The sequence below is a fragment of the Mycobacterium sp. 1245852.3 genome (assembly GCF_001669335.1).
GTDB lineage: Bacteria > Actinomycetota > Actinomycetes > Mycobacteriales > Mycobacteriaceae > Mycobacterium > Mycobacterium europaeum_A.
The window spans coordinates 1-1,929 of sequence record NZ_LZLL01000175.1; the positions used below are offsets into that span (position 1 = coordinate 1).

Sequence of the window (1,929 nt, forward strand, 5' to 3'; positions counted from 1 at the left end):
GAGCTGGGCTTTCCCACCGCGAACGTGGCGCCGCCGATGTATTCGGCCATCCCGGCCGACGGCGTGTACGCCGCCTGGTTCACCGTGCTCGGCCACGGTCAGGGGGCGGGGGCCCCCGGGGCGATGGTCCCGGGCGAGCGCTATCAGGCGGCGGTGTCGGTGGGCACCAACCCGACGTTCTCCGGGCGTACCCGCACCGTGGAGGCGTTCGTCCTGGACACCGACGCCGACCTGTACGGACAGCACGTGGCGCTGGACTTCGTCGCCCGTATCCGCGGCCAGCACAAGTTCGACTCGATCGCCGACCTCATCGACGCCATGGGCAGGGACACCGAACGGGCCCGCATCACCCTCGCGGCCCAGGACTGATTCCAGGAGTCGCCGGCAGGCGTCAGGCGGCGAGCAGGTCGTCGATCTGGTTGATGGCCGAAGAGGCGCCCTCGACGACGCCCATGTCCAGCACCTGCTGCAGCGCCTCGGCGGAGGAGTAGGTGCTCACGTATGTCGCGCGAGTGCCGCCGTTGTGCTCGGCGAATGTGTACACATTCCTCGAGACCGGCAGGTCGGGGTTCGGGTTGAAGTCCAGGTCGGCGAAGCCGTCCAGGAAGGAGAAGCTCGTCGGTTCGTCCACGGCCGTGATCTCCCAGTACCCGGCGTACTTCTGGCCGTCCGGTCCGGTCATGAAGTACGTCGTGCGACTGCCGGGTGTGAGGCTGTGGTCGACGACGGTCGCCGGGTGGGACGGCGGTCCCCACACCTTCTCCAACTGACGAGGGTCGGCGTACACCTGCCAGATTCGGGCCACCGGCGCGGCGAAGTCCGCCGTGATGGTCAGCGTCAGGTTGTCCGGGTCGTGCTGGACGTCGGTCACGGGCATGGTTCAGTCCTCCTGGTTTGAGTCGGATGCGATGAGTTCGTCGACGCGGGCGATGCGATCCCGCCAGAGGGATTCGAGTTCGGTGAGCATCGCGGCCACCGACCGCACGGCCGCCACGTCACCGCTGGCCAGCTGCTCTCGACCGCTTCGTCGTTTGGTGAGCAGGCCGGCCTTTTCCAGCACGACGACATGCTTCTGCACCGCGGCGAAGCTCATGTCGTACTTGACCGCCAATGCGGAAACCGAGTGTTCCCCTTCCAGGGTCCGGCGCATGATGTCGCGCCGGGTTCGGTCGGCGAGCGCGTGGAACAGGGCGTCCACCCGGTCCTCCTGATCTACGGTCACCCGAGCAACATACAACCAAATGGTTGTATGTTGTCAAGGGCGCAGCGCTGGCCTGCGATTCGGTAGACGTCGCCGCCGCTGATAGACTCGCCAGCCGATACGGCGTGTGCTGCAGTCCGCGGCGGCCACGCACGAGATTTCTCGCGGCACCGATTGATGGAGTTAGTTCGTGGCGCTTACAGCCGAGCAGAAAAAAGAAATCCTGGGCAATTACGGCCTGCATGGCACCGACACCGGTTCGCCTGAGGCGCAGGTCGCGCTGCTGACCAAGCGGATCGCCGACCTGACCGAGCACCTGAAGGTGCACAAGCACGACCACCACTCGCGTCGCGGACTGTTGCTGCTGGTCGGCCGCCGTCGCCGGCTGCTCAAGTACGTCGCGCAGATCGATGTCGAGCGGTACCGCTCGCTGGTCGAGCGGCTGGGCCTGCGTCGCTGACGCAGCCCCCACCGGGGCGTTCGCGGCCCCGCAAATTCCGAGCGATATGGCGGGCAGGGGTCGCCCGTGTAGAGTGAGGACGTTCTGGGCCGGTTCGGCCCGAGCAAACGGTGCGGTCACGCAGATCCGCGTGTGCCGTTCCAGCGTGTCACTACGCACGTTCGAGGGAGCAGCCAGTCTGCATCGGGCGGTCTTCGGTAGTGGCTGCCGGGCTCTCCGGATCTGGGGCAGGTCGGCCGCTTCGATCGATGGCCGTAGCCGTATTCAG

Annotated in this window: 4 protein-coding genes; 2 read left to right on the forward strand and 2 right to left on the reverse strand. The window is 66.8% G+C overall.

The genetic code is table 11. The features are described from left to right. The coding region (locus tag A9W96_RS07795; RefSeq protein WP_197499444.1) for a riboflavin kinase at nt 1-369 on the forward strand (369 nt) is incomplete at its 5' end. 22 nt (nt 370-391) lie between these two features. On the opposite strand, the gene A9W96_RS07800 is transcribed toward A9W96_RS07795, so the two are convergent. Together A9W96_RS07800 and A9W96_RS07805 are read right to left on the reverse strand one after the other, a co-directional pair. Then, nucleotides 392-877, reverse strand: coding sequence for an SRPBCC domain-containing protein (locus A9W96_RS07800; protein ID WP_066864398.1), 486 nt, complete (start codon nt 875-877; stop codon nt 392-394). 3 nt (nt 878-880) lie between these two features. Beyond that, a complete protein-coding gene (locus tag A9W96_RS07805; protein WP_066879378.1) occupies nt 881-1,222 on the reverse strand; it encodes a helix-turn-helix transcriptional regulator in 342 nt (113 codons plus the stop codon). Nucleotides 1,223-1,391: 169 nt separating this feature from the next. Between A9W96_RS07805 and rpsO the strand changes: the two genes are divergently transcribed. Further along, the gene (gene rpsO, locus A9W96_RS07810; protein WP_007775081.1) at nt 1,392-1,661 is read left to right on the forward strand and encodes a 30S ribosomal protein S15; all 270 of its coding nucleotides are present in this window, start codon (nt 1,392-1,394) and stop codon (nt 1,659-1,661) included. Nucleotides 1,662-1,929 lie beyond the last annotated feature (268 nt).